Source organism: Deinococcus marmoris DSM 12784, from assembly GCF_000701405.1.
In the GTDB taxonomy this organism is placed as follows: Bacteria; Deinococcota; Deinococci; order Deinococcales; family Deinococcaceae; genus Deinococcus; species Deinococcus marmoris.
In genome coordinates this window covers 42,207-63,424 of record NZ_JNIV01000009.1, presented here as the reverse complement: position 1 = coordinate 63,424, position 21,218 = coordinate 42,207, and the positions used below count along the sequence as shown (strand labels likewise).

General features: G+C 63.9%; 16 protein-coding genes. 7 read left to right on the top strand and 9 right to left on the bottom strand.

The window, feature by feature from the left end:
- Positions 1 to 33: 33 nt before the first annotated feature.
- Positions 34 to 654: an NAD(P)H:quinone oxidoreductase gene (wrbA, locus tag Q319_RS0103405; protein WP_029480552.1), complete on the bottom strand. Its 621-nt coding sequence runs from the start codon at positions 652 to 654 to the stop codon at positions 34 to 36.
- A 327-nt stretch (positions 655 to 981) separates the two neighbouring features.
- Between wrbA and Q319_RS0103400 the strand changes: the two genes are divergently transcribed.
- The 3 genes from Q319_RS0103400 (at position 982) to gnd (ending at position 5,135) form a co-directional block, all read left to right on the top strand.
- On the top strand, positions 982 to 1,503 hold the full coding sequence (locus Q319_RS0103400) for a MarR family winged helix-turn-helix transcriptional regulator (protein ID WP_029480551.1): 522 nt from the start codon (positions 982 to 984) through the stop codon (positions 1,501 to 1,503).
- Complete coding sequence (locus Q319_RS0103395) at positions 1,500 to 3,440, top strand: MDR family MFS transporter (protein ID WP_029480550.1); 1,941 nt, start codon at positions 1,500 to 1,502, stop codon at positions 3,438 to 3,440. Before Q319_RS0103400 ends, Q319_RS0103395 begins: the two co-directional genes overlap by 4 nt.
- 120 nt (positions 3,441 to 3,560) lie before the next feature.
- Positions 3,561 to 5,135 carry a decarboxylating NADP(+)-dependent phosphogluconate dehydrogenase gene (gene gnd / locus Q319_RS0103390; protein ID WP_081845867.1) on the top strand — a complete coding sequence of 525 codons (1,575 nt, stop codon included), beginning with the start codon at positions 3,561 to 3,563 and terminating at the stop codon, positions 5,133 to 5,135.
- A 71-nt stretch (positions 5,136 to 5,206) separates the two neighbouring features.
- Here the strand turns inward: gnd and Q319_RS0103385 are convergent, their stop codons facing one another.
- The 4 genes from Q319_RS0103385 to Q319_RS0103370 form a co-directional block, all read right to left on the bottom strand.
- The gene (locus Q319_RS0103385; RefSeq protein WP_029480548.1) at positions 5,207 to 5,719 is read right to left on the bottom strand and encodes a hypothetical protein; all 513 of its coding nucleotides are present in this window, start codon (positions 5,717 to 5,719) and stop codon (positions 5,207 to 5,209) included.
- A 112-nt stretch (positions 5,720 to 5,831) separates the two neighbouring features.
- Complete coding sequence (locus Q319_RS0103380) at positions 5,832 to 6,017, bottom strand: DUF1540 domain-containing protein (protein ID WP_029480547.1); 186 nt, start codon at positions 6,015 to 6,017, stop codon at positions 5,832 to 5,834.
- A gap of 228 nt (positions 6,018 to 6,245) precedes the next feature.
- Positions 6,246 to 8,564 carry an FTR1 family iron permease gene (locus Q319_RS0103375; RefSeq protein ID WP_029480546.1) on the bottom strand — a complete coding sequence of 773 codons (2,319 nt, stop codon included), beginning with the start codon at positions 8,562 to 8,564 and terminating at the stop codon, positions 6,246 to 6,248.
- Positions 8,564 to 9,583, bottom strand: a complete 1,020-nt coding sequence (locus Q319_RS0103370) for an imelysin family protein (protein ID WP_029480544.1) — start codon at positions 9,581 to 9,583, stop codon at positions 8,564 to 8,566. Before Q319_RS0103370 ends, Q319_RS0103375 begins: the two co-directional genes overlap by 1 nt.
- A gap of 68 nt (positions 9,584 to 9,651) precedes the next feature.
- Between Q319_RS0103370 and Q319_RS0103365 the strand changes: the two genes are divergently transcribed.
- On the top strand, positions 9,652 to 10,089 hold the full coding sequence (locus Q319_RS0103365; protein WP_029480543.1) for an RrF2 family transcriptional regulator: 438 nt from the start codon (positions 9,652 to 9,654) through the stop codon (positions 10,087 to 10,089).
- A gap of 237 nt (positions 10,090 to 10,326) precedes the next feature.
- Here Q319_RS0103365 and glpX read toward each other — a convergent pair whose 3' ends face one another.
- Entirely contained in the window at positions 10,327 to 11,427 is a 1,101-nt protein-coding gene (gene glpX, locus Q319_RS0103360) for a class II fructose-bisphosphatase (protein ID WP_245618934.1), read from the bottom strand.
- A gap of 592 nt (positions 11,428 to 12,019) precedes the next feature.
- A complete protein-coding gene (locus Q319_RS0103350; RefSeq protein WP_029480541.1) occupies positions 12,020 to 13,282 on the bottom strand; it encodes an MFS transporter in 1,263 nt (420 codons plus the stop codon).
- A gap of 326 nt (positions 13,283 to 13,608) precedes the next feature.
- Between Q319_RS0103350 and Q319_RS0103345 the strand changes: the two genes are divergently transcribed.
- The 3 genes from Q319_RS0103345 (at position 13,609) to Q319_RS0103335 (ending at position 17,770) form a co-directional block, all read left to right on the top strand.
- Positions 13,609 to 14,787, top strand: a complete 1,179-nt coding sequence (locus Q319_RS0103345; protein ID WP_029480540.1) for a sugar ABC transporter substrate-binding protein — start codon at positions 13,609 to 13,611, stop codon at positions 14,785 to 14,787.
- Positions 14,788 to 14,987: 200 nt separating this feature from the next.
- On the top strand, positions 14,988 to 16,400 hold the full coding sequence (locus tag Q319_RS0103340; protein ID WP_029480538.1) for an ABC transporter permease subunit: 1,413 nt from the start codon (positions 14,988 to 14,990) through the stop codon (positions 16,398 to 16,400).
- A complete protein-coding gene (locus Q319_RS0103335) occupies positions 16,397 to 17,770 on the top strand; it encodes a sugar ABC transporter permease (RefSeq protein ID WP_029480537.1) in 1,374 nt (457 codons plus the stop codon). The genes Q319_RS0103340 and Q319_RS0103335 overlap by 4 nt, the downstream gene beginning before the upstream one ends.
- 99 nt (positions 17,771 to 17,869) lie before the next feature.
- Here the strand turns inward: Q319_RS0103335 and pckA are convergent, their stop codons facing one another.
- Both pckA and Q319_RS0103325 read right to left on the bottom strand, forming a co-directional pair.
- Positions 17,870 to 19,462, bottom strand: a complete 1,593-nt coding sequence (gene pckA, locus Q319_RS0103330) for a phosphoenolpyruvate carboxykinase (ATP) (RefSeq protein ID WP_029480536.1) — start codon at positions 19,460 to 19,462, stop codon at positions 17,870 to 17,872.
- A 292-nt stretch (positions 19,463 to 19,754) separates the two neighbouring features.
- Entirely contained in the window at positions 19,755 to 21,137 is a 1,383-nt protein-coding gene (locus tag Q319_RS0103325) for a coiled-coil domain-containing protein (RefSeq protein ID WP_156039151.1), read from the bottom strand.
- Between the last annotated feature and the right edge of the window lie 81 nt (positions 21,138 to 21,218).

Genomic DNA, 21,218 nt, shown 5'->3' with positions numbered 1-21,218 from the left:
CTCCGCAAACCGTAATTTGCCTGTGGTCTGGCGCTATTGCAGCTTCGCCGTGACCTCTACCTGCCGCCGCGCCTGATGGCGGATGCTGGCCTTGTCGGCGTTGTTCAGGCCCTCGCCTGTGGCCGATACACTTGCGCCGTAGGGGTTGCCGCCGGAGGCGAAGATCACCGGATCGGTGTAGCCGGGCGGCACCAGAATCGCGCCCCAGTGCATGGCCGTGATGTACAGCGTCTGCAAAGTGGTTTCCTGGCCGCCGTTGGGGTTCTGGGCGCTGGTCATGGCGCTGAAGGTCTTGTCGGCCAGCTTGCCCGTTCCCCACAACCCGCCCAGCGTGTCGATAAAGGCGCGGATCTGGCTGGCCGCCCCGCCGAAGCGGGTGGGCGAGCTGATCAGGATGGCGTTGGCCCACTCCAGATCGTCGGGGGAGGCGACTGCCACGTCGGCGCTGCGCTCCTGCTGGGCCTTCCAGGCGTCCTGGGTGTCGATGACCGATTGCGGGGCGGTTTCCTGAACCTTCAGCACGCGGACCTCGGCTCCGGCGGCGCGGGCAGCCCCGGCGGCCTCGTTCGCCATTGCATGGTTGGTGCCGTAGGTGGAGTAATAGATGATGGCCAGCTTGACCGCTTTGGATTCTGTTCCGCCTGGGGTAGTCATGCTGTGAGCTTACTGCAATTTCCAAAATAGTTCAACATTAAGTCGATTGAGCAGATGCGCCTGTTCAGACAGTGTTCATCGTTCCCTCCCGTGTGCCTTTGAGCGTCCCTGCTACGCCGGTGTCAGCTTTGGCCTCGGCAGACGCGCCAGCAGGAGCGGGGTTGGTCACTTTCTCGCGCACTGATCGGGAGGAGGGTGGCGCAGACCTCGTAGGGATGTTTCCACCAGCTAAGCCAGACTGCTTAGCTCACCCCCGTTCATCATGTGGGCGAAGCAACAATTGCATTTTCAAAATGGTTTCATCCTCTTAAGCATGATGGTGAATCCTTGAGCTGCCTCGACCCTCCCCAGCCCCCCAACGCCTCCCCAGACGATATCTCCGGTCCTGCCGAGCGCCTGACCGCCTGTATGCGCCAGCTTCACCGGCTGGTTTCGGACCGCATGATGGGCAGTCTGCAAAGCGACTTGCAGGGCGAGGACGTGAGCTTCACGCAGATGACGGCGCTGTATAAAGTCCGCGCCTTCGCCCCGATCAGCGTGACGGCGCTGGCCGAACACCTGGGGGTCAGCCTGCCCGCCACCAGCCAACTGATTCAGGAACTGGTGCGCCGCAACCTGATGGAACGGCGCGAGAACCCACAGGACCGCCGCGAGAAGCTGCTGGCCCTGAGCGAGAAGGGCCAGCAATTTCTGAGCGTCAAGGAAAAGACCATGATCGGCGCGTACAGCGAACTGTTCCAGCGCGCGCAGCCTGAAACGCTGGGGCGCGCCGAGGCCGCCATCAACGCCCTGCTCCACGAGATTCGCCCCCCCGTCCCACCTTCCCCTCTTCCCAAGGAACCACTATGACCCAAGCTGTACCCCCCGCAGGCGGCCCCCGCCCCGAAGACCGCATCAATTACGCCGAAGTTCTGCCACACGGGACCAAAATTCTGATCCTGATCGGCACACTGCTGGGCCTGTTTCTGGCGGCGCTGGACCAGACCATCGTGGCCACCTCCCTGCCGCGTATCGTGGAAGAACTCAACGGCCTGAACCTGTATGCCTGGGTGACCACCGCCTACCTGCTGGCCAGCACGGCGATGGTGCCCATCTACGGCAAACTCTCGGACATCTACGGACGCAAGCCCATTTTGCTGTTCGGCATCGTGGTTTTTCTGATCGGCTCGGCGCTGTGCGGCATGGCCGGGGAGCCGTGGTTCGGCAACTTTGGCGGCGGCGGCATGATGCAGCTCGTGATTTTCCGGGGGTTGCAGGGCTTCGGCGCGGCGGCATTGACCTCGGTGGCGTTCGCCATCGTGGCCGACATCTTTGCCCCCGCCGAACGCGGCAAGTACCAGGGTCTGTTCGGCGCAGTGTTCGGAATTTCAAGCGTGATCGGGCCGCTCCTGGGCGGCTTCCTGACCGACAACGTGTCATGGCGCTGGGTCTTTTACGTCAACCTGCCCATCGGCCTGATCGCCATGGCGTTCATCTTCGCCAAGATGCCGCGCCTTGCCAGTGGTCTGAAACCCAAGATCGACTACCTGGGTGCAATTCTGGTGATCACGTTCTCGGTGCCGCTGCTGCTGGCGCTGACTTTTGGCGCGGAAGCCCAGTACGGCTGGACGCACCCCACGGTGCTGGCGCTGTTCGCGGGGGCCATTGCCTCGCTGATCGCCTTCCTGTTCGTGGAATCGCGTCACGAAAGCCCCATCCTGCCCCTGAGTCTGTTCAAGAATCCCACCTTTGCCTGGGGTGTGCTGGCCCGCTTCTTTATCGGCGCGGCCTTCCTGGGCGCAATCCTGTTCCTGAGCCTGTATCTGGTCAACGTGCAGGGCGTCAGTGCCACGGCAGCAGGCACCGCCACCATTCCCCTGACGATGGGCCTGATCTTCGGCGCAGTGATGAGCGGGCAGCTCGCCTCGCGCCTGGGGTACTACAAGCCGCTGATCATGATTGGTCTGGTGTTCATGATGGGCGGCTTCTTCCTGCTGTCCACCCTGAGCGCCGACACCGCTTACGGCACCGTCATCGTGTACATGATCGTGCTGGGCCTGGGCATCGGCCCCGCGCTGCCGCTGTTTAACCTGGCCATCCAGAACGCGGTGCAGCGCTGGGAAATCGGCGTGGCCACCAGTGCCGGGCAGTTCTTTCAGCAGATGGGCAGCACCATCGGCACCGCCATCTTCGGCGCGGTGTTGACCAGTTCGCTGGCCAGCCAGTTGCCCACGCAACTCCGCGCCGCCGAGGCGGGTCAGCCGCCCGCCATTGCCGCCCAGCTTGAGGCCCAGGCCGTGCGCGCCGAGAAGTCCAGCAGCGCTGGGGCCGGTGAAGGTTCGCCGCAGCAGGCGGCCCCCACCTTCGACAGCATTCAGGCCGGGATCACGGCGGGCTTTGCCAAAAGTTTCGGCAGCGTGGAAACGGCAGTCCAGAGCGGCAACCTGAGTGCGCTGATCGGGGACCAGTCCCTGCCCGAGGGTCTGCGTAGTGGGCTGGGCAATATTCCCCCCGCCGCCCTCCAGACCGAGCAGGGCCGCGCCGGAGTGCTGGCCCGCATCAAGTCGCAACTGGACAGCAGTCAGGCCACCGCGCTCTCAGATGCCCGCAAGGTCTACGACCTGTCCAGCCGGGCGGTCAAGGTCGGGTTTGCCAACACCATCAGCCGCATCTACCTGATCAGCATCTTTATCGCGCTGCTGGCGCTGCTGGCCGTGCTGCCCATGCCCAACCTCAAGATGCCCACCAGGGGCGAGGGCCAGGGCGGCAAGAAGCCTGAAAGCGGACTGGCCTCGCTGGACGGCTAGGCGCACAGCCCAAAGAAAAGAAGGGAGGCGGGCTATGGCGGCCCTGCCTCCTTTCTCCTTTTGTGTCTATGCTGACTTCCGAACCCGTCCTCACCCTCACCCCATCCCGAAGGAGTTTTCATGACCGAAGCCGAGACCGCCAAATTGACCGCCACTGCCGCAGAGACCCAGGCCGAAACCGTGCGCTCGGAGGCCGTGGCGACGGGAGCGACGCAGCAACTGATCGTGTCGCCCGTGACCGAGGCCGCCGCCGACATCGGCGTGATCGGGCTGGCCGTGATGGGCGAGAACCTGATCCTGAACATGGCGTCCAGGGGGTACACGGTGGCGGCCTTCAACCGCACCACCAGCAAGGTGGACGACTTCGTGGCCGGGCGCGCCAGGGGACTGAGCATCCTGGGCGCGGACGATCTGCCCACCTTCGTCAGCCTGCTGAAACCCCCGCGCAAGATTATGCTGATGGTCAAGGCCGGGCCAGCCGTGGACGCCTTTATCGACATGCTCTCTCCGCTGCTGGACAGGGGCGACATCATCATCGACGGCGGCAACACCCATTTTCCCGACACGGTGCGGCGTGAAAAGGCGCTGGCCGAACAGGGCATTCTGTTTGTCGGTGCGGGCGTGTCCGGCGGAGAGGAAGGGGCGCTGACCGGCCCCAGCATCATGCCGGGAGGCAGTTCTGCGGCCTGGCCCGCCCTGAAGCCTATTTTCCAGGGCATTGCCGCGCAGGTGAATGGTCAGCCGTGCTGCGACTGGGTGGGGGACGGCGGCGCGGGCCACTTCGTCAAGATGGTCCACAACGGCATCGAATACGCCGATATGCAGATGATCGCCGAGGCGTATAGCCTCTTGAGCGGCGTGCTGGGCCTGTCTGCCCCCGAGATCGGCGCGATCTTCGAGGATTGGAACAGGGGAGAGCTGGACAGCTACCTGATCGAAATTACCGCCGAAATCCTGAAGAAGACGTGTGGCGACACCGGGCAGCCGATGGTGGACGTGATTCTGGACACCGCAGGCCAGAAGGGCACGGGCAAGTGGACCTCCGTGACGGCGCTGGATGTGGGCGCGCCCGCCAACACCATTGCCGAAGCGGTGTTTGCCCGCATTCTCAGCTCCCTGAAAGACCAGCGTGTGGCGGCCAGCAAAGTGCTGCGCGGCCCCGAGGACGCGGGCGAGAAACCCGGTCAGGCTGCCTTCGTGGAACAGGTGCGTCAGGCGCTGTACGCCTCCAAGATCTGCTCGTATGCCCAGGGCTTTCAGATGATGGAACTGGCGGCGGCGGAGTACGGCTGGAAGCTGGATTTTGGCAGCATCGCCCAGATGTGGCGCGGCGGCTGCATCATCCGCGCGGCGTTTCTGGACAAGATCAAGGCGGCCTTCGACGGCAGTAGCGAACTGCCCAATCTGCTCCTCAACCCCTACTTCACCGAGGCCATCAGCACTTCCCAGACCGCGTGGCGGCAGGTGGTGGCGGCGGCGGCGTTGCGTGGGGTCTGGACTCCGGCCTTTTCCAGCGCCCTGGCGTACTACGACGGCTACCGTAACCCTCGCCTCAGCGCCAACATCTTGCAGGCCCAGCGCGACTATTTTGGCGCGCACACCTATGAGCGGGTGGACAAACCGCGCGGCGAGTTCTTCCACACCAACTGGACCGGGCGCGGCGGCAGCACGTCCAGCAGCACCTATAACGCCTGATTGATTTCAGCAAGAACAGCAAGAAGGCGTTGCAGCCGGGTCAAGGTGCAACGTCTTCTTCTGTTTTCACTTCAGTTCAACAGCGTGCCCCGGATGCCCTGGGCGCAGGCCATGCGGTGCCGGACATCCTGTGCGTCCAGCGTGCCGTGTTCGCGCAGGCCCGCGGCCACCACACCGATCTCGGCCCAGGCGCGGCGCAGCAGGGCGCGGGTCCGGACGGTCAGGACCAGCAGATAAGCGTCCAGCACCTCGCGCTCCTCCGGTTCGGTCAGAGCGGCGTCCAGCAGGGCGCGGGCGTCGCGGCCCCCGGCGATTTGCCGGAGATCCAGCATCCTGGCGGCTACAGGTGCGGCCAGCGCGGCGATCACCACGTCCTCCATGAGTGCCCGGTTGGCGCGCATGGCGTCCAGGTCAGGGGCCAGGGCGTAGCGCACCAGCGGGCCATCCGTCACCGAAACCGAGTCGATCCGCAGCGGGGCGCGGCCCGACAACTGCGCCAACACCGCCTCGGCGGCGGCCAGTGTGGCCGTGCCGTGCAGATCGGGAAGGGCGGTGGGGGCGGGAAATGGAGTAAGTCTGGGCATAATTCCGAGTCCTCTGGTCAGGATTAAAGCACAGATGGACGTGGGTGAAAAGGGATGGACAGGCAAAAGCAGAAGCTCCCACGGGGAGCCTCTGCTGGGTCAGTACGTTGGTTTACTGCTGGGCGCTGGGCTGCTTGCCCTGGGCATCGGCGCTGGGGCTGAACGTCAGGCACTGGGCCGAGCCTGCGCTCATGCTGATCTCGATCTGCCCGGCGGTGCAGTTCTGATCGCTGTTGAAGCGGCAGGAGGTGGCGTCGCAACGGCTGACGGTGGTGCTGGCGGAGGTGTTTTCATTCATGCCCATACTTTAAGAGACAGACCGCATTTCTTCAGTATGCTGCTGCGTCATGTAAACAGAGCAGAGAGATCAAACAGAGTGGTTTAGTCGGATATGACAGGGAAGCGGAAAAAGGCGTTGGCGGGCGGCTTTAGCGTCATGGCACTCTTCTTTGATGACAGTCCGATCAAGAACAGAAAAAGCCAGGAAGATCGATTTCTCCTGGACTTTTCTGGAAAAAGCCTGCGCCTAGCTGTGAACGGCGGCTCCGCGCTGCCGCTGGCGCAGTTCGCGCGTTTTCAGGGCCTCGGCGGCGAAGAAGGAACCGATCACAGCGGCCACCGAGCCGATTTGGAGCAACACACCTTCCCAGGTGGCGTGCAGACCCAGCCACAGGCCCAGGTTGGCGGGCAGCTCAAGGGGCAGCGGATGCACGGGCAGCCAGCCCACCAGTTGCATGGTATGGACCGTGTTGCCCACCATGACCGCCAGCACCGCTGCGATCAGCACCCCGGTCCAGATCAGCAGTTTTTTCATGGGCAGCTTGGCCTGCCACTTAAAGACGGCCACGCCCACACCGATCACCAGCGCCAGCCCCACTGCCGTACCGCTCAGCACCGAAGCTGCGCCCGACTGAAGCACCAGCGATTGCAGAAACAGGGTGGTCTCGAAACCCTCGCGGTAGATGCTGGTGAAGCCCAGCACGGCCAGCCCCCACCACTGGGCGCGGAGAACGCCGCCACCCGCCCCGGAAGAGGAATGGGTCAACTCATGCTTGTGCTTCTGGAATGAGGCCATGCGGTCCGTCCAGTACACCTGATGAAAAAACCAGTTCATGATCAGCAGCAGCACGCCAATGGCAACCAGACTGACCACCGCTTCCAGCTTCTCGCCGTAGCGCCCCAGCAAAGACAGCGCGCCCTGCATAACAAACCATGTCACGGCGGTGGCCCCGAAGGCTGCCGCCGCGCCCAGCCACATCGGGCGGCGCAGGTGGCGTACCGGGTCGCGGCGCAGGCTGCCCATCAGCGCCGCCAGGATCAGCACCGCTTCCAGCCCCTCGCGGAACACGATGATTCCAGCATTGGTGGCGACGGCGGCGGGGGCAACCTCAGTGCCCAGAATCCTGGCAATCTCCCCCAGGGTGGACTGAAGTTCGGCGCGGGTGGATTTGAACTCGCCCGCCGGATCCTGCTTCCTGATGAGTGCGGCCAGTCCTGCCGGGGCCGTGCCGTTCCACATCAGGTTTTCCAGATGCGCTTTCAATTCTGGGTTGAAGACGGCAATTCGCGCCTCGGTGCCGCTTTCCAGCAGGGCGTAGGCGTCGAGACGGGCGGTTTCGGCGGCGGCCCATTCGCCTGCCCCGGCAGCGGCCACCACGGCGTCCAGTTGGGTGCGAACCACATCCAGATCTGCGCCTGCGTCGGCCTTCTGCCAGTCGGCGGGGAAGGCGGATTTGACGCTGCCCAGCAATGTGCTGACCGCCGTTTCCACTTCGCTTGGAGGTTTTGGCTGCGCCTTCATAGCCTGCGCGGAAAGGCTGGTATTCAGCGCGGCGAAGTCGGCGCTCAAACTGCGGGCTGCGTCCTGATCGGGCAGCAGCGGCGCGATATCGGCCAGCGCGGAAACAGCCCCGCCCAGGAAGGTGCGGGCCTCGTTGACCTCTACCTCCTGCGTGACCACGGCGCGGCCCCCATTCAACTTGACGCTGCCCAGCTTGACGCCACGCGCGTATTCCACCGGCACCAGCGACAGGAAGCGCGTGACCTGCGCGGCGCGTGTATGGGTTTCACGTTCGCTCAGGGGGGCGGCGCGGAAACCGGAGAGGCTGGCCTGTACACCAGAGAGGGATGTGGGAAGCGTTGCGAACTGCTGTGTCAGTTTTGCAGCGGCGGCGTCTCCGTTCTGGGCCACGTAGGCAGGCCGAAGCAACTGGAAATACCCCTGCGCCAGCGCGGCCTGCCCAGCAGCCAGCGTGCGAAAGCCCCGCGCCTGCGAGGTTTCCAGTTCACGCAGTGCGTCGTTCATTCGCGCCTGATATCCGTCCAGCACGTCCGAGCGCACGGCGTTCAGGGCCGCCTCCGGCTTCAGGGTTCCGGCAGCCAGAGCCTCAATCGCCCCGGTGGCGTCGGCATTCAGGCGGGTCAGCGGGCTGGCGACGCGGAATTCACGGGCAGCCAGCCAGTCGCGGGCGCTGTCGGCGTTGCCCGTCTGGACGCTGCTTTCAAGACCGGTGTATGCGCCTCGTAAAAGTGCGGTCCAGGCAGTGGCCCCGGCACGGTTCAGGGCGATCTCGTCCCCCTCTTTCGCGGCAGCGACGGCTTTCTGTAAAGCGGCGCTGACTTCGCGGGCGGCGGCGGGATCGGCTTTCTTCCACTCGCCCTCAACAGTCCCATACGCGCTCTGGGCCTGAGTTACCAGCCTCGCTGCCTCAACCCGGTCAAACGAGACTTCCAGCCCCGCCTCGGCCAGCGAGGAACGCATCTTCTCGGCGGGGGTGGCGAGGTCCGTGGCTCCGGCAAATCCAGCGGATAGGGCCAGCAGCGCGGCGATTCTGAGGCCCGGCATCACTCTACCCGCACGCCCAGCAGCGCCGCCGCCTGGGTGATCCGCCCGGTAATGGCGGTGGCGCGGTTCTGCGCTTCGCGCTGCAACTGCTCGGCCTGTTCGGGGGTGTAACGGCGGGTCTGTTCACGGGCCACCAGCTTGTTCACATACAGCGCCAGCTCATTCAGACCGGACTGAATCTGGCCGTCCAGTTCAGCATTTTTCGCTTTCACGTCAGGACTCAGCCCCCGGTACATCGCCCGCCACGAACTGACGTTGCCTGACAGGTCCGACATGCGCGAGATCACCACGAAATCCGTGCGGGTGCTTTTGCTGCCGATCACGAACGGGCTGGATTTCCAGTCTTCAAAAAAGACCGGGCCAACCGTGGGGACATTGCCCACCAAAGCCCCGAACACGTCCTCGCGGCTGGGGTTCCAAGCGTTGGCCGCCTTCTGAAGTTCCCCGCTCTGGCGGTGTAGCTCGGCGGCGGCGGCCTTCAGCACATTGGCATCGGGGAGTTGATCGCCGAAATCCATGTTTCCGTTACCGTCTACGTCGAAGGCCACGCCACTGCTGTACGCCTTGACCGTGCCCCAAATCGTACCCTCGTTCACGCCAAAGAGGTTGCCGGGCTTCGTCAGGGTCTTGCCATTGGGCAGCTTGAGGTCGAACGGCACCACGTCCTCGCCGCCGTCCGCCGCACTTGTCCCGGCGTCCAGAATCACGTCGAACTCGCTCAGGGCTTCCACCCCGGCCACGATGCCCTCGATGTCCTCGTAGGCGGGGCTGGCCTTCGTCCATCCGGTGCGGGCCGTTTGAAGTGCGGCGCGGGTCTGGGGGTTTCTCGCCAGTGCCGCGTAATCGAAATCCGCGCCTTTTGCCAGCGCGTAATACCCGTCCGCCGCCGCGCTCAGCGCCCGCGTTCCGGCCAGTTGGGTGTCCAGTTTGCCATTCAGGTAGGTCTTGACGTCGCTCAGATCGGCGGCACTGGCAGACGTCAGCAGGCCGAGGCCCAGCAGGATGGTGGCAATTCGCATGGCCGCATAGTGGACTATCCTGAGCAAATAAGTCAAGATTGATTCAGGAAACGTTGGGAGGTAGTTTTATGTGGATATCAACGCGGGCGCAGTATGGCCTCCGTGCCCTGATCGAGATTGGCCGTCAGCCGGGGCAACCCATCTCCTTGAAGGAAGTGGCGACGCGCCAGGGCATCAGCCTGCATTACCTGGAGCAGATCGTCGGGGGGTTGCGCCGGGCCGGATTCGTGCAGAGTGTGCGTGGAGCCAGGGGCGGCTACCAACTCGCACGCCCTGCTGCCGGGATCAACGCCTACGAGGTGGTCACCACCCTGGAGGGCAGCATCGCCCCGGTGCAGTGCGTCGAGGACGATCACACCTGTGCCAGCCAGAACGTCTGCGGCACGCAGGAGCTGTGGTTCCGGGTGAACGCCGCTCTGCGCGAGGTGCTGGGCGGCACCACACTGGCGGACCTGATCGTGGAGGCGCAGGAACAGCAGCACGCCCGCCTGATTCAACTGGCGTAGCAGGGACAGAGGGACTGAAACAGGAATTGACCCGCCGGGCAGCGCAGTGGAGGCTACGCTGCCCGCCAAGGACAGGCCGGAGTCGTGAGCGACTGGGAGGTCTGGTCACATATTTAGGATAGCCTAAAAATTATTTGAGGTCAAGCTGTGGCGATAGCTCATCTATGGGATATCCAGTCTGTGGAAAAGGCTCAGCCGTTCGGCCAGACCTCCCGAGGTTCTTCAGTGCGATGGGCGTCAAACCCGGATGGTCACGCGGGCCTTGTCGTCTTCCAGGTGGATGCTGTCGATAAAGCGCACCACGCGGGTGGCGTAGCCCATGACCAGCGTGTGTGTGCGCGCCCCGCCCGCAAAACGCCGCACCCCGTCCAGAATCTCGCCGTAAGTGATGCCGGTGGCGGAAAAGACCATCTGGGAGCCGGGGGCGAGGTCTGCGGTCTTGTAGATGCGTTTCTCGTCCACGCCCATCGTCTTGAAGCGCTCGCGCATGGCGTCGTCCTCGGCGATAAAACGGCCCTGGATTTCTGCGCCCAGGCATTTACAGGCCGCCGCGCTCAGCACCCCCTCGGGCGCGCCCCCTGAACCCATCAGCGCGTGAACGCCGCTGCCGCGCACGCCCACCGCGATGCCCGCGATCACGTCGCCGTCACCGATCAGCTTGACGCGCGCCCCGGTGGCCCGCACCCGCCGGATCAGGTCCGCGTGGCGTTCACGGTCCAGAATGGTGATCATCAGATCGTCCACGTCGCGGTTAAGGCTCTGGGCCAGCACGTTCAGATTGGCCTCCACCGGCCAGTCCAGATTGACGCGGCCTGCGGCGGGGGGCGGCACGATCAGCTTTTCCATGTAGCAGTCCGGCGCGTGCATCAGGCCGCCGCGTTCAGATAGGGCAATGACTGCCAGACCGTTGGGCAGGCCCTTGGCGGTGACTTCGGTGCCCTCCACCGGGTCCACGGCAATGTCCACCTCGTACTGGCCGCTGCCCACCTGCTCACCGATGTACAGCATGGGGGCCTCGTCCATCTCGCCCTCGCCGATGACCACGGTGCCCCGGATGTCCAGCGAGTTCAGCAGTTCGCGCATGGCCTCGGTGCCTGCGCCGTCCACCGCGTTCTTGTCGCCCAGGCCCATGAATTTGCTGGCCGCGAGCGCTGCGCCCTCGGTCACGCGGGCCGTTTCCAGCACCAGCGCATGCTCGAAGCTCTGGACCGTTCTGGCCTTGCCGGGCGTGGACTGCGGCGCGGAAGCCCCGGCAGGAGTGGCCTGTTCGGTGGGAGCCGTCTCAATGGGATCTGCGCTGGGGCTGGCTTTCTCGCTGGGCTGCCGTTTGGAGGTCATACCAGGACGCTAACACGCCCACCCAGGTTTCTGGCGTCTGGGAGCGGTTCCACCATCTGAGTTCCAGTGGTCAGTGTGTGCAGTCGGAAAGGTGCATCCCGGTTTGAGGTGTCCAGAGACCTGCTGAACGATTCTCGTTATTCGGCAAATCCGCGTTTCTGTTCTGCTGCTGAGCAAGGGCGTCGTGCATTGCTGTGGTTCAGAGGTCCATCTGTGCTGCGGCCCCGGCGAGGGTAGGCCGTCTTTCGGGCCACTGAAAAACGTGTGGCTGCCGCCGCATCTCTCAATCAGCGGAACTGTCTTGAGGCGTCCCCCTGCTTATTTCAGGTCCATCTACTTCAGTACGCCGGTCCACACCAGCAGGCCCCACAGGACCACCGGAATCACCAGCGAGGCGACGATCAATTTGAGAAGCCGCCACCAGTCGTTCAGGAACTCGCGCATAGGCCCAGGCTAACAGCCGGCGGCACGAACGTCTGTTGCTGAACATCCGTTGCCTTCGGCGTGGTGTCTGCGCTAAACAATCCCTCCACCAGAAAAGGGAGAGGCCGTCCATCTGGCCTCCCCCTCGGTGTTCTATTTTCTACCCGTTTCATACCGCCCCACTTTTCGCCTTCATCGCCACCTTCGGACGCGCGGCCAGCATCCACAGCAGGGCCAGCACCAGCACCGTTCCGCTCAGCAGGTACGGTGCGCCGTGGCTGACGCTTTGATACAGGCCCGTGCCGATCAGCGGGCCAGTCATGCGGCCCAGCGCCAGCGCGCTGCTGTTCAGGCCCGCCACTGCGCCCTGCTGGTTAGCGGGAACGCTCAGGCTCAGCGCGGCGCTCAGGGTGGGCGACAGGACCGCGCTGCCGATCCCGATCACGGCCAGCGCGGCGGTAATCGGCCAGTACGTCCGCATCTGCGGCAGCAGGAACATGCCCAGCGCCATGACCGCCAGCCCCACCCAGATCAGCACCGTGGGCTGGACGTACCTGCTCAGCGGGCGGATTGCGCCGCCCTGCACGAGTGCGGCCACGATGCCGAAGACCGCCAGCATGCTGCCCACCGTGCGGGCCGTGTCGCTGTTGCTCAGGTTCAGGGTGTCTTCAACGTAAAAGCCGATGGTCTGCTCCATGCCCACGCTGGCCAGGGTGGACAGCGCGCTGATCGCCAGAAACAACGGAATGGCCCCGCGTGTCAGCAGGGCGCGGCGTTCCCCCTGACCCATCGGCACCGAGTCGGCGCGGCGCGTTTCGGGCAGCACCCGGTAAGCCACGGCGGCGGTGACCAGCCCCAGTGCGGCGGAGAAGTAGATCGGCGTGGTCAGGCCGTAGGTACTCAGCAGGCCGCCCAGTGCGGGGCCAAACACCACGCCCAGCCCAAAGGCCGCACCGATCAGGCCCAAGCTGGCGGCGCGGTCTTTCTCGCTGCTCAGGTCCGCCATCATGGCCTGCGCGGTGGGCAGGGTGGCGCTGCTCAGAATGCCGCCGACCACGCGTGAGGCCAGCAGCAGCCCGAACAGGACGCCCCCCGCCAGCGCCCCTTGCAGGCCCAGATGCGCGAAGTAGCCGAACAGCCCAAAGCTGATGGAAAAGCCGATCAGGCCCATGATCAGCACGGGCTTGCGTCCCACCCGCTCGCTGCGCGAACCCCAGATGGGCGAGAACACGAACTGCATCAGGCTATAAACCGTGGAAAACCAGCCCACCTGCGTCTCGCTCAGGCCCAGTTGGCGGCCCAGCGGGGCCAGAATCGGGAACAGCACACTGAGGCCCAGCATGGCAATAAAGATGGTGAAGAAGAGGATGATCTTGGTGCTGCCCGCAGGCTTGCCGCTGGCAGTGGGTGGGGGAGAGGCTGGCTGGCTCATTCGCAGAGTATATATCCCGACTGACCGGTAGGTAAGTATATAAACTCGAATGTTGAACTCGGTTTAAAGTCATCCTCAACTGACGTGCTGATGAACGAACCCTGGAGAACAAATGTAGGTCAGTCAGCATGTCAAATGACGTATAATGTCTGCCGGGTCAACCTCATGTCTAGTTCAGCCTCTTCCCGCTGCCGCGCCGCTGCGGTGCTTATCTTCCGCTTCGGTCTGAGGCAGAAGCGGTTTCTGGACGGACCCTCAGTTCGGCCCTCACCTCAATCCTGAACATTTGGAAGCGGTTCATACGCCGCGACGATCAAGGAGAACATATGAAAAAAGCTCTGACCATTCTGTCCCTCGCCCTGCTGGGCCAAGCCAGCGCCGCCAACATCACCGTCTGGACCCACTTCGGGGGTGCGGAACTCGACTGGCTCAAGCAGCAGGCTGCCACCTTCGACAAGAAGGGCAACAAGACCACCATCGTCAGCGTGCCTTTTGACCAGATTCCCGACAAGCTGATCCAGAGCGCTCCCAAGGGCCAGGGTCCCGACGTGATCGTCACGCTGCCGCAGGACCGTCTGGGTCAGCTCGCGGCGGCGGGCGTCATTGAGCCGATGGACAAGTACATCACCAGCAAGACCGACTTCGACAAGACCGGCCTGAACGCCATGACCTACCAGGGCAAGCTGTTCGCCATTCCCATGTTCGCTGAGGCTGTGGCGCTGGTGTACAACAAGAAACTGGTGCCCAAGGCCCCCACCACCTGGGCCGACTTCCTGAAAGTGGCGCAGGCCAATACCGGCAACGGCAAGTTCGGCTTCCTGACGGACCTGTCCAACGCCTACCAGAACTACGGCGTGATCAGCGCTTTCGGCGGCTACGTGTTCAAGAACACGAGCGGCACGCTGAACACCAAGGACATCGGTCTGTCGAACGCCGGAGCCGACAAGGCCAGCGGCTTCCTGAACGATCTGCGCTATAAATACAACCTGGTTCCCGAAGGCGTGTCCGGCGACGTGGCCAAGGGCGCGTTCACCGACGGACGCCTGGCGATGTACCTGACCGGACCCTGGGACATGGGCGACATCAAGAAGGCCGGGATCGATTACGGCATTACCACCTTCCCCACGCCTCCCGGCGCGAGCGGTAAGTGGAGTCCCTTCGTGGGCGTGCAGGGCACCATGATCAACGCCTACAGCAAGAACAAGGTGGCGGCGGCAGGCTTTGCCAAGCAGATCAGCTCCAGCGACGCGCAGTTTGCGTTTAACAAGGCGGGCGGACGCATTCCAGTCAGCCTGAGCGCGCGCACCAAGCTCAAGAGTGATCCTGTGGTGGCGGGCTTCGGCAAGGCCATCAGCGCGGGCACCCCCATGCCCAACGTCCCGGCGATGGGCGCAGTGTGGGCACCCTGGAGCGCCGCGATTGCCCAGAGCGTGCAGAAGCCCAACCCGGACTACAGCCAGATTCTGGACAAGGCCGTGCAGGAAATCAGCGGCAACATCAAGTAAGCAGTTTGTTTTAAGGCGGACGGGTGAAGGCAGCCTGTCCGCTTTTTTGCCGTGCCGACTGCTTTGCCGTGCCGCCTATTTGCTGTGCTGCCCGCGCCGCTTTGTCCACCAAATCACCATCTGACTTTTCCGGCCTGCAATCGCCCTATGATTGTCCCTGACACATTCAAAGCCCCATTCAAAGGAGACGGCGCATCCCCATGACCGCGATTCCCCACCCCCCCCGTTTTGGTGTCCGCTCCACTGTCCCCCCCGAAGGAACGCGCGGCGTCCTGATCGCTGTGCTGATCCTGGCTGTGATGCTGGGTGGGGCCGTCCTGATCGGCTGGCTCCTGAGCGGCCTGACTGCCCGCATCTCTCCCGAAGCGCCGCCCTACATGATCCTGATCTACGGGGCGGCTGCGCTGCTGCTGATGCTGCCGCTGGTGCTGCGGCTGTTTCCGTGGATGGTGAGCTGGTACTACCTGTTTCCGGCACTGGTCTTTCTGGCGGCCTTTACCATCCTGCCCATCGTGCTGACGGTCAATTACGCCTTTACCAACTACAACGCGGTCAACAGCGGCAACCCGGATTCGGCGCTACGGACCACCGCCACCATCAGCGCGGACAGGCGGGTGGTGACGCTGGACGAGACGCCGCAGTCTGAAAGCGTGCAGGAGTACCTGCGCTGCGAGACGGCAAACTGCACGGGCGCGACGCTGGTGCTGTTCGATGAGCAGGCGTCGGTGCCGTACAAGGCCAGGATCGCCAGTGTGGACGGCCTGCAAGTGACGCTGTCCGCGCCGTTTACCACCGACATCGAGGTCGCGCGGGCCACTCGCCTCAACGCCATCAGTTACATCGGGCTGGCCAATTTCCGCGAGATCTTCGCCGAGGCCAGCCGCGCGCTGATTCCGGTCTTCATCTGGACGGTGGTGTTCGCGTTTTCCACCGTGACCATCAACGCCATCGCCGGGCTGGTGCTGGGCATCCTGCTATACAACAAGAACCTCAAGGGCCGCAACATCTACCGCACGCTGCTGTTCCTGCCGTGGGCCATTCCCGCCGTGATCAGCGTGCAGATGTGGGTGGCGCTGTACAACCAGCAGTTCGGGATCGTCAACAAGGGGCTGGGGCTGCTGGGCTTCGCCGCCGTGCCGTGGCTGGGCGATCCGCTGTGGGCCAAAGTGACGGTGTTGCTGGTCAACCTGTGGCTGGGCTTTCCGTACATGATGACCGCCACCATCAGCGCCCTGAGTACCATCAACGAGGACCTGTACGAGGCGGCCAGCATCGACGGGGCCAGCCGCCTGCAACAGATTTCCAACATCACGCTGCCGCTGCTGAAGAACAGCTTCACGCCCATTTTGCTCTCGGGCTTCGCCTTCAACTTCAACAACTTCGGCATCATCTACCTGCTCACGCAGGGCGGGCCGGACCAGCAGGGGCGTGAGGCCACGGCCCGCAGCACCGACATTCTGCTGTCCTGGGGCTACAACACGGCCTTTTCCTCCAGCGGCCAGTCCAACTATTCCCTTGCCAGCGCCATCGCGATGATCATCTTCTTTCTCACGCTGGCGATCAGTCTGGTGAACTTCAAGGCCGCAGGCGTCTTTGAGGAGGCCCGCAAATGACCGCCATCCCTACCCAGGACGCCGCCCCCGAGGTCTATGTTCACCGCGAACCGGGGCTGCTGAGAAAGGCGCTGCCGTGGCTGGTGGTGGCCGCGCTGGTCCTCGCCCTGGGCGTGCTGGCCTTTTACCTCAACAGGAGTATGGTGGGCCGCCAGAAGAGCTTCACCATCTACTTCGTGGAACGCGGCTGGGTGCGTTTCCTGCTGTTCCTGCTGGCGGCCAGCGGCGTGCTGGCCCTGACCAGTCTGCTGGGCCAGCGCATCGGCATGGCGCGCACCGGGCGCAAGATCAGTTACAGCGCCGTGCTGGGCGTGCAGCTCACGCACCTGTTTTTAATGCTGGTGGTCCTGGTGGCGATCTACCCGCTGTTTTACGTGTTGATCGCCGCCTTCGATCCGCGCAACAGCCTGTTCGCCTTCCCGGATTTTTCCAACCCCAACATTTTTTACAAGACCGGTCTGCTGCCCAGTCTGCAAGTGCTGAGCCTGGAGAATTTCCAGAAGCTGTTCGAGGGCGTGGCGATTCCGCTGTGGCAACTGGCGCTGGCCGGGATTTCTGGCGCGGCGCTGACCGCTCTGGGCATCATGGCGGTCATCGGGCGCGCGGGCCGCGAGAGCGAGGGCCTGAACAACACCCGCACCTGGATCCTGCGCATCCTGATGGTGACGGTGGCCGTGCTGGTGATCTTCATGGGGCCAGCGCAGTTCGGGGGCAGTACCAACGAGAGCAAGTTCCTGCTGTCGGTGCGCAACACGCTGCTGGTGTCAGGCATCACGGGCATCCTGGCGATCTTGTTGTCCACCACTGCCGGGTACGCGATGGCCCGCCTGCGCTTTCCGGGCCGCTTTCAGACGCTCCTCTTTTTTATCTTTATCCAGATGTTCCCGGTGTTTCTGGCACTGGTGGCCGTCTACACCCTGATGGTGCTGCTGGGCCTGAGCAACACCTTCACCGGCCTGATCCTGGCCTACAGTGGCGGCGCAATCGCCTTCAATACCTGGATTTTCAAGGGTTATGTGGAAAGCCTGCCCGAATCGTTGGAGGAAGCGGCGATGGTGGACGGCGCGACGCGCTGGCAGACCTTTATCAAGGTGGTCATTCCGCTGTCGGGCGGCATTCTGGTCTTCATTTTCCTGAATCAGTTCATCGGCACCTACGCCGAGTTCATCCTGGCGAACATCCTCCTGACTGGGGTGGAGAAGTGGACGGTGGGGATCATGCTGCTCTCTTTCACGCAGGGCCAGTTCAGCACCAAATGGGGCGTGTTCGCCGCCGCCGCGACGCTGGGGGCGCTGCCCATCGTGGCGCTGTTCTACGGCTTCCAGGGATACTTCGTGGGCGGCACGGTGTCGGGTGGGGTCAAGGAGTAGCGAAAGCCCTTCCATCTTCCTCCGTTTCCTGCCCTTCTCCCGCTCAAACAGCAAAGCCCCCGCGTCAATTGCGGGGGCTTCTGCAAGATATTGAAGTCTTTAGCTCTCCGCGTCTGGGTCCGGCATGCTGTCCGTCACGGATTGGTCCACTCCCGCCTCGAAGCGCTTGAAGTTGTCGCGGAACATGCGCGCCAGCTTCCGGGCGGTTTCGTCGTAGGAGGCCCTGTCGGTCCAGGCGTCGCGCGGATTCAGGACCTCGCGTGGCACCCCGGACACTTCGGTGGGAATCTCCAGATTGAAGAACGGCTCCTGCTCGAACTTCACGCTGTCCAGTTCGCCGCCCAGGGCCGCGTGGATCAGGGCGCGGGTATGGCCGATGCTCATGCGTTTGCCCTCGCCGTACATGCCGCCGCTCCAGCCGGTGTTGACCAGCCATACGGTTGCGCCGCTGTCCTGGACCTTTTTGGCCAGCAGACGGGCGTACTCGCCGGGGTGGCGCGGCATGAACGGTGCGCCGAAGCACGCGCTGAAGGTGGGGCTGGGTTCGGTGACGCCTTCCTCGGTGCCGGGAATCTTGGCGGTAAACCCGCTGATGAACTGGTACATGGTCTGTTCGGGAGACAGACGGCTCAGCGGCGGTAGCACCCCGAAGGCGTCGGCGGTCAGGAAGATGATGTTCTTCGGGTGTTCCGCGATGCTACCCGGCTGAATGTTGTCAATCTGCTCGATGGGATAGGCGCTACGGGTGTTCTCGGTCAGGCTGTCGTCGTCCAGATCAGGGGTGCCGTCCGCTTTCAGCACCACGTTTTCCAGCACCGTGCCGTAGGTCTGGGTGGTGCGGTAGATGTCGGGTTCAGCCTGCGGGTTCAGGCGAATGACTTTGGCGTAGCAGCCGCCCTCGAAATTAAACACCCCGGTATCGGTCCAGCCGTGTTCGTCGTCGCCGATCAGCTTGCGGCTGGGGTCCGCGCTCAGGGTGGTCTTGCCCGTGCCGCTGAGGCCGAAGAACAGCGCCACGTCGCCGCCCTCGCCCACATTGGCCGAGCAGTGCATGGGCATCACGCCGCGCGCGGGCAGCAGGAAATTCATGACGCTGAAGATGCCCTTCTTGTTCTCGCCCGCGTATTGCGTGCCGCCCGCAATGATCATCTTCCTGCCAAAGTTGACCAGAATGAAGGTCTCGCTCCGCACGCCGTCCGCCGCCGGATCGGCCTTGAAGCTGGGGATGTTCAGCACCGTCCAGTCCGCTTCAAAGTCCGCCAGTTCTTCCAGTGTGGGCCGCACGAACATGTTGTGGACGAACAGCGAGTGGTACGCCATCTCGGTGACCATCCGTACGGCGATGCGCTGGGTCTTATCGGTCCCGGCGAAGACCTGCTGAACGAACAGTTCCCGCTCGTCGGCGTACTTCGTCATCTTCTTCAGCAGCCCATCAAAGATATCCTGGCCGATGGGGCGGTTAAAGCCCTCCCACCACACGGCGTCGCGGGTCTGGTCGTCCTCGACGATGAAACGGTCTTTGGGGCTGCGTCCGGTCTTGTCGGTGTGGACGGTCAGCGGGCCGCCACTTGCCCTGACTCCTTCGCCCAGCCGGATGGCCTGCGCGTACAACTCGTCGACGCCGGGGTTGAGGTGAATGGTGGCTTTGTTGATGCCCAGATCGGTCAGCGGACTGTTGGCGGTCAGGCTCATGGAATCAGCTCCTTGGATGAACAAGAGGCCGCGCACGGGTTGGCACCACTGGGCGCGGCTGAATTGGTGTAAAAGCGAACTCCCTGATTGTGGCCTATGAAGCGGTTCCAACCCAACCTTTTGGGTGTCACGGTGGAGGAAACAACAAGGCGAGGCGTCCGGTCTAGACAGACACATCTGATTCATGACCGTGACCGACAAAGAAAAGAAGGAGCACGGGAGATATTTTCCGCCGCGCTCCTTCTGGGTTGTGGTTCTGTATCGTGGTCCTGGGTTCTGGACTGCTGATGGATCAGTTCGTCTTGTGCTGGGAATCCTTCTCGGTTTTGGAATCCGGCTTGCTGGCCGCGCCCGTATCTGCGGGCTTGCCAGCCTGTTCTTCTGCCTGGGTGCGGGCGGCGGCGGGCGCACCGGGGGCCACCGAAGCCCCTGCCGAGGCACCTGTCGTCGCGCCCTGGGTAGAGGCCGCCGCGCCGGGTGCAGGCGTCGCTGCCGGTTCCTCAATCTGGTCCAGCCATGCCGAGCCGATCAGGTTGCGGGCGTCGCGGCTGAATTTGTGCAGGCTGCGCGCGGCGTCCGGGCTGACCGCTTCCACGGCGCTCAGGATGCCCTTGCGCGCGGCAGGCACCCGCGCCAGGATCACCGCGCCTGCCCCCACCAGCAGCAGCGCCGTGACGCCTGCGCCCAGGCCACCGCTGCCGCCGTTGTCGCTCTTGCGGGCCAGTTTCGCCTGCTTTTCCAGCAGCTTGATTTCCCTGCCCAGTTCTTTTTGCAGCGGTGCGATCTTCTTCGTGACCGCCTTTTCCAGCTTCTTGACGCTCCAGTTCTTCCTGCCGGCGCGCAGTTCCTTCTCGGCCTGACGGCGGGCGCGGTCCAGGGCCTTCTCGGCGGTGCGGCGGCGGTTTTCCAGTGCGTCACCCGTGTCGCTCAGGGTGTCGCCCAGCCAGCCCTGGAGGTTGCTGAGCAGCCCCACGCCCGTATCCTGCACGCTGCTCAGCAGGCCCAGGCCACCGCCCTGCACCTCGTCCAGCGTGTGCGCGGCGGATTTGCGGGCCGCCTGAACAGCCTGCTGGGCCTGCCTGCCACGCGTGTCGGCCACCTTGTGGGCTTCTTTTTCCAGATGGGCAGCCCGCTTCTGCATTTCTTTCTGTGCCTCTGCGGCCCGTTTCTGCGCTTCCGCCGAAAGCTCTGCGGCGCGGTCCTGGGCGACTGCGGCCAGTCGGTTGCCACTCTTCTGGGCCGTTTCTGCCAGTTCGCCGCTGCGCTTCTGTGCGCTTTCGGCCAGATCCGCCGCCCTGTCCTGCGCGGTGGAGGCCAGCCCAGCCGCCGTCTCGCGGGCGCTGTCCAGCCACGCCTGGGCCTGCGGCACGCCCTCTTCCTTCCACGTTTCCAGCGCGGTGGCCCCACGTCTGGCCGCCTCGTGGGCCAGATGCTGCGCTGACTTCTGCGCTTCGTGAGACAGATGCTGCGCGGTGTGCTGCGCCTGCACGGCGGCGTCGGCCAGCGCGGGCTTCACGGTGTCTTGCAGTGTTCCCTGGGCGTCGCTCCAGGCGTGGCGGGTGCCGCCCACGACAGAGCGGCGAACGTCTTTATTCAGCGCCAGCGCGGCCAGGCCGCCCAGCAGCAACAGGCTGCGTTTGCTGACGCCGCCGGTGGAATCGTGTTTCGTGGACATGATGAACTCCTTTGCGTCCGCCGCCGCCTTGAAAACGGCGCGAACAATGCCGCCATTGTGCCGCGCACGGTGAGAGGCAAC